This window comes from Nostoc sp. (assembly GCF_054880495.1).
This window is the reverse complement of the sequence record NZ_JBTYKD010000381.1, coordinates 44,400-50,399: the sequence shown is the minus strand read 5'-3', so window position 1 is coordinate 50,399 and position 6,000 is coordinate 44,400. Positions and strand designations below refer to the sequence as shown.

The window sequence follows — 6,000 nt, the reverse complement described above, 5'->3', positions numbered from 1 at the left end:
GATTAAAGGTATAAGAGTCATAGTTATCAATAATTAATGTTTGCATACATACTAAATTAACTACTATATAGAACATTTTTGCACTTAGAATAGCAACATTTTAGACGTAGGTTGGGTGGAGCGGAGCGCAACCCAACATATATCAGGATGTTGGGTTACGCAAAGCCTCCACCCAACCTACAATTTTTTTGCCACATTTTAGTGTCCTCCGCGCCTCTGTGGTTCGTTATTTTTTATTTAATGTATACTATAGCAATCCTGAATCATTCGTAAGAAACAAGAGCCTCGACTTCTTCAAGAAGTCGAGGCTCTGAATTAAATAAGATTACTATATGTCTAAGAAAACTTTCGCGGATGAAAAATCGTAAAGTCTTGCATATTGCTTGTTTGCCAAAGGTCGGGTTTATATGGGATTTTCGCTAAGTCTCGCCCCATTTCTGGACTTTATCTTCTTATTCTTGACCCTGATTTGCGGTAAATCTTTTTTATCTTTGTAAAAGTAACAGATTTCCACTAGAGTTGGCCATATTTCTAGAGAACCGTGAAATTGACTAATGACATCATCGATAATTCTGGAAACGTTTTGCTGAAAAAAGTCGGGTTCAAACCCATAAAATGCTCTCGATAAGTTCTCAGCAAAAAATTGCAGGGACTGCTTACGTTCTTCATTCTGGGTAGACATTGAAGCTTTGACTACCTGGCTGTGGATAGCAGAGATTTTTTCCAGGATTTCTTCCGAATCTAGCAACGTCACCTCGCCAGAGTAATCAAACTTGATTCCCAGGTCATCAAGATGATAAACACTGCTTTTAATCTTCTTTTTCAGCAGGCTACATATTTCCTCATTAAAGAGTTCACTAGCGAGAGGATTACGCATATAGTTATTTCTTATGTGGTTTTGGACAGCATCAACGTGTGCAGCGACAATCCCCTCTTGCTGTATCCAAATCCTGTAAATATAATCTTCAAACCTCAGGCGAGTTGGGAAAAAGGGTGGTAAACCTAGCTGATTATCATATCCAGCGACTCCACAATCCATTCTCCAGTTTTTGTTAGTAATAACAGGTCGAAAATTCGTAAGAATATAAAAATCATTCAGGTCATTTGGACTTATTTGGTTTTCATCATTGAGATACATCTGAATAAAATCAAGTGTATCGATATCATTAGTTCCTGTGCGAAAAGTCTGAGCAATCTTGACGATGGCATTATTCAATACTCTTCCCTGTTGTAATAAGAGACTATTTTCCCGAAAGTAACCCTTAGTCGTATTGGTTTCTAAATCCATTGCTGTATCGACAACCAACTCTCCAGCCTCGAAGTTTTCCGGTACATGGCAGGCTTTTTGACCTAGAACATCACTAAAGGCTGTGAGTAAGTCAAAAGATTTATGGATGTACCCGCCTTGCTGATTTGACTTGATTAATTTACCTCGACATATTTCATCGCCTGTTAAAGATTCTGGGCTAGTTTCAATTAATGCATCTGGTCGCATATCGTCATCTGCACTAACCATTAAATGACCAAGGGTATACATCAGTGTGAAGTTGCGATTTCCTCCATAACTAGGTCGGAATAAGTTTTTGACTAATGATTCTAGTTTCTTATCGCGCAGTCTTTCATTTAAAAATGTAATAAATTCCTCTTTCTGTTGGGGTCCGACATAAAACACGTCATTGACAGTCTTAGTCTGTTCTAAAATTGGGTAATATTTCTCGTGGTTGGCAATGCTTGAATCATCAAATACGATAATTTTTAAAGCATGACCATTTGCCCAGAAATTCTCATCATATTTTTCGATGGTCTGTGCTACATCTCTCAATCGATGAGTCGGAATAACAAATATCGTCTCTTTTTGTTTCATAAAATGTGTTCAGGTTTATAAAAGTAGATTTCAACACTTCAAACTCTGTTTAAATGTTCTCAGCTTACTAATCACTGCATCGCTGTTATTGCTCTTTCATCAAGATTAGTCAACTAAATTAAACTGATACATCGTTACCGATTTCCAGCTTATTTTTACTACGCTCCAACTCTTCCCAGAGTGCTTCAATTTTACCGAAAGCTTCTTCAGGAGATAGTTTTCCACCCGTTTCTAAACTACTAATGTAGCCAACTTTTTGAGCAAATTTTTGGAGATTGGCATTAAATACTAAGTTCTTTGGCTTAACTTGACCGTAGTAGCTACTGCGAGGGTAGAGAAAGCTATTTTTATCTTTATAATTCAATTGTGTCATTAATTTACTCATGATCAAAAACCTAGTTTTTTAACTCCAAAAATTACGAATTAGGAATTAGTCAAAGGTTATCGGAGTGCTGTAATCGTGCTATTTTCCGATGGCGATTTGAAAGGCTTCAGCAACAGGCCCTAAAACCAAAACCGGAAAAAATGTCAATGCTCCCAGAATCAAAATGGTGGCGGCAGTCACGCTGGTAAATAGTTTGGTATCTGTACTTAGGGTTGCCCTTGAGGGAGGTACGGGTTGCTTGGATGACAGGCTATCTGCTAGCAGTAACAAAACAATGATCGGAATAAACCGTCCCATCCAGAGGGTAAATGCTGTTGTCAGGTTCCACCACAAAGCAGTGGGAGCGGGTTGGGTGTCTGCCAAGCCTTCAAAACCGGAACCGTTGCCCGCCGCTGCCGATGCATACTCGTAAATCACTTGTGTAAACCCGTGAAAGCCAGGATTACTCATGCCTGAAAGTTGCTCAGGAAAAGCTAGGGTAATACCACTGGGCAGCAAAATTAATAGTGGGTGGATCAGAATAATTACGCTTGCTAGGGTAATTTCGCGTTTCTCAATTTTTCGTCCCAAAAACTCTGGCGTTCGTCCCACCATTAAGCCAGTCAGGAACACTGCCAAAAACATATAAACTACCAAAGAAGCGGCACCAGTGCCCATTGCTCCCCAGATCACTTGCAAAAACAGGTTGAGCAAAGCACAAAATCCACCAGACGGCATTAACGAGTCGAACATACCGTTAGCAGAACCAGTCATGGTTGCTGTTGTAGTGATGGCGAATAACGCAGTTTCCGCCCAGCCCAACCGGACTTCTTTACCCTCCAAATTGGGCTGCTGACTACCCAACAGGGCATTGACGGCGGGATTGCCCTGATACTCACCGATCGCAGTCACACCAATTAAGACTACAAAAATGGTGAACACCATCCAGAACAGCAAACGAGTCTGTTTTAAGTTACCGATGAAGATACCATAGGTATGAAGTAATGCTGTGGGAACCAGCAACATTGCCACCACTTGCAGCAAATTTGTACCGCCATTGGGATTTTCAAAAGGATGAGCAGAGTTGCCACCAAAAAAGGCTCCACCGTTCTCACCTAGCACTTTGATGCTTTCAAAGTGGGCAATCGGGCCACGAGCGATCGCCTGAGTTGCTCCCTCTAAGGTAGTAATATTTACAGGACCTGCCAGGGTTTCGGGTACACCACCCAACATCAACAACACCGTACTGACAATAGCCAAGGGTAGCAGTACTCGCGTCATTGAGCGAGTCAAATCTACATAAAAGTTGCCCAAAGGTCTACCTATTAAGCCGCGAATGAAGGCAATTCCCACCGCTAATCCCGTAGCAGGTGCAATAAACATTAAGAAGCCCAAGGCTATGATCTGGCTCAGGTAGGACATTGTGCTTTCTGGGACATAGTGTTGCAAATCTGCCGCAACCAAAAAAGAAATCGTGGTGTGTAATGCTGTATCCCAAGTGGGCATTCCTAAATTAGTAGGATTCAACGGTAGTGAACTCTGAAACATCAGTAGCAACAGGGCTAAAACTGCCATTGCTGTATTGCTGAGTAGCACAGCGATCGCATATTCTCTTCCAGTCATGCTCTCTTGCGGTTCAATACCAATGAGGAGATAAATTAAGCGCTCCAATGGGTTGATCAGTGGATCGAGCCAGGTTATTTGCATCAAAAAGACTTCAGCTATGTAGCGTCCTAGTATTGGTACTGACACCACAACCAAGAATAGGGTAAGGAAGATTTGCACAAAGCCTTGGAGCATACTGGGGATTGGCATAAAGCGATCGCTATAGGGGTAGCGGGAAACTCACCTATTATAGGTAGAACAACTCTATTTAGGCATATAATCAGAGCAATTGAGTGCTTCTTTAGTTAGAGCAGTGGAAGGGTGTACTGCACACTTTAGATAGTTGTTGTTGTTAAAAAATTGGCAGTTTTTACAGGGTTGTTGCTGTAAATCTTTGATGCTTACTATTTCGTCTTTATCTTGTACTGCATTTTGGGCTGCATCTTGTACCGCTTTTGAGGCAGATGAAACGATAAAAACGACAATTCCCCAAACAATCATGAAGGAAATATGAGCCAAAAACACTGCTAAAAAGGGAATGTCTCCCTGCTGTGGTCTTGGATGATTAACTGTTGTCTTAGGTACGATTGCTTCAATTAGGGTGGACTGATGAACACTTTTTTGGGCTGATACATCAAGTCGGAAAAAGTCCGAAATATGCATATTAAAAACCTTTAGTTAGTCGAACTCACATTTAGTAAAGGTCATCTCCAATTAAACATCTTTAGAAACTAGCGAGATACAGCTTTGCTTGGTTTCCATCCCCGGTTTTTGAAGATATTTGCTATTGAAAATAAACCAGAATAATTAGTTAGTTGCAACTTTTCTCTACTTGTTACCTCATCACTATCTGCCTCAGTCTCGGTGTGGCTGCTCCAAGGAGAGGTAATAACTTTAATCTGATGAATCTTAATTAATCCGCAATAGTTGAGGACAACGGCACCCCAAGCCGTAGTTTCTGGCTTCATATGAGTAACCAAAAGTGTAGAAACTCCTGCTGCTAACCAATCCCCTTGTAATATGGGTGGAGCTTCAACAATCACAATCGATTCAGTGGGAATAGTATGGCTGGCTCTAATTCTTTGCCCACCCAGAAACAGAGTTTCGATAAAAAATATCAGATTGCCTTTAGAGTAAATATCGCTAATTTCGCCCTTAAATTGGGTTGTAATTGGAGTACCTAAATGTTTAATCATCTTCGGGTCAGCTGGATGATAAGAGAAGAAGTAAATATTCATCTATCTAATAATATGTGGAAGGTAAATTAGCTAGAACCTCTGAATCATCAGAATCAACAGATTGGCTGGCTGTTGCTCGAGCTTCCAGCAAGCAACTGTTGAGGGAATAGTAAACAGAATGAATTTTCTTGAGAGTTACTTTGAGAGCCGGAACCATCATGGGATGGGTTGCGATCGCTAAGATATAGTCTCCAGCAAAAATTGCCGGATTATCTGTTGCGGAAATGACTTGACTTTCTCGTAAAATTCCTAGAAAAACGCATTGATCGGGTAATTGAATTTCAGTTAAATGAATGCCACAGTAAACACTATTAACTTGGATTAAAACACCAAACAGGCTTGGTTCTAAAGCTTTTTTATTTTTTAACACAAAACATTTTTTAACTCTAATAGTATTGTGCAATATTCTCCAGAGAAAATATGCTTTTTTTTAGATATATTTTCAGGATATATAAAATGTATTAAACAAAATCAAATATATGTTTATTAATTAGCTTTGGAGGCATATATTTAGAGATATAGTTTTGATATAGGAATCATATTTGATTTCTGAAAAATCTATCAGGACTTACGTTACTTACAGCTATTTTCAGGTAAATAGACCACGCGGTAGGGGCACAGAAAAAGCTCATTGGTGTCAACTTAACGTAGAAGTTAGGCAAGGCATGCTTTCGAGGTTTCACCCTCACAAGAACAGCCCCTCTCCCAATTTTGGGAGAGGGGAGCAAATTCTCTAGTTCCCCGAATCCCAACTTGGGATTCGGGGTTAGGGGATGAGGGCAAAACGTCTTCTCAAAGCAACTTTTTTCTTAAGTTGACACGCATGAGCATTGCTGTGCCCCTACGACAGATATGGTTCAAATACATGAAAACTGCTGTAATTATTCGTGAACAAAAAAAATCCCCGACTTATTTAATAAGTCGGGAAT

The 6,000-nt window shown here is 40.1% G+C and carries 6 protein-coding genes; all 6 read right to left on the bottom strand.

What is annotated here, in order from left to right:
- Positions 1–403 precede the first annotated feature (403 nt).
- Entirely contained in the window at positions 404–1,864 is a 1,461-nt protein-coding gene (locus tag ACYTXL_RS32585) for a hypothetical protein (RefSeq protein WP_461928204.1), read from the bottom strand.
- Positions 1,865–1,982: 118 nt separating this feature from the next.
- Entirely contained in the window at positions 1,983–2,237 is a 255-nt protein-coding gene (locus ACYTXL_RS32580; RefSeq protein WP_461928203.1) for a DUF7219 family protein, read from the bottom strand.
- A 90-nt stretch (positions 2,238–2,327) separates the two neighbouring features.
- A complete protein-coding gene (gene kdpA / locus ACYTXL_RS32575) occupies positions 2,328–4,028 on the bottom strand; it encodes a potassium-transporting ATPase subunit KdpA (RefSeq protein WP_461928206.1) in 1,701 nt (566 codons plus the stop codon).
- A 69-nt stretch (positions 4,029–4,097) separates the two neighbouring features.
- Positions 4,098–4,496: a hypothetical protein gene (locus ACYTXL_RS32570; RefSeq protein WP_461928202.1), complete on the bottom strand. Its 399-nt coding sequence runs from the start codon at positions 4,494–4,496 to the stop codon at positions 4,098–4,100.
- 68 nt (positions 4,497–4,564) lie between these two features.
- Positions 4,565–5,071: a hypothetical protein gene (locus ACYTXL_RS32565; protein ID WP_461928201.1), complete on the bottom strand. Its 507-nt coding sequence runs from the start codon at positions 5,069–5,071 to the stop codon at positions 4,565–4,567.
- Positions 5,072–5,075: 4 nt separating this feature from the next.
- Positions 5,076–5,441 (bottom strand): TrkA C-terminal domain-containing protein, encoded by a 366-nt coding sequence (locus ACYTXL_RS32560; protein ID WP_461928200.1) that lies wholly within the window; start codon positions 5,439–5,441, stop codon positions 5,076–5,078.
- Positions 5,442–6,000: the final 559 nt, after the last annotated feature.

Excerpts from the sequence above, each read along its gene's own strand:
- ACYTXL_RS32585 (WP_461928204.1), bottom strand. The coding sequence starts at position 1,864 with ATGAAACAAAAAGAGACGATATTTGTTATTCCGACTCATCGATTGAGA.
- ACYTXL_RS32580 (WP_461928203.1), bottom strand. The coding sequence starts at position 2,237 with ATGACACAATTGAATTATAAAGATAAAAATAGCTTTCTCTACCCTCGC.
- kdpA (WP_461928206.1), bottom strand. The coding sequence starts at position 4,028 with ATGCTCCAAGGCTTTGTGCAAATCTTCCTTACCCTATTCTTGGTTGTG.
- ACYTXL_RS32570 (WP_461928202.1), bottom strand. The coding sequence starts at position 4,496 with ATGCATATTTCGGACTTTTTCCGACTTGATGTATCAGCCCAAAAAAGT.
- ACYTXL_RS32565 (WP_461928201.1), bottom strand. The coding sequence starts at position 5,071 with ATGAATATTTACTTCTTCTCTTATCATCCAGCTGACCCGAAGATGATT.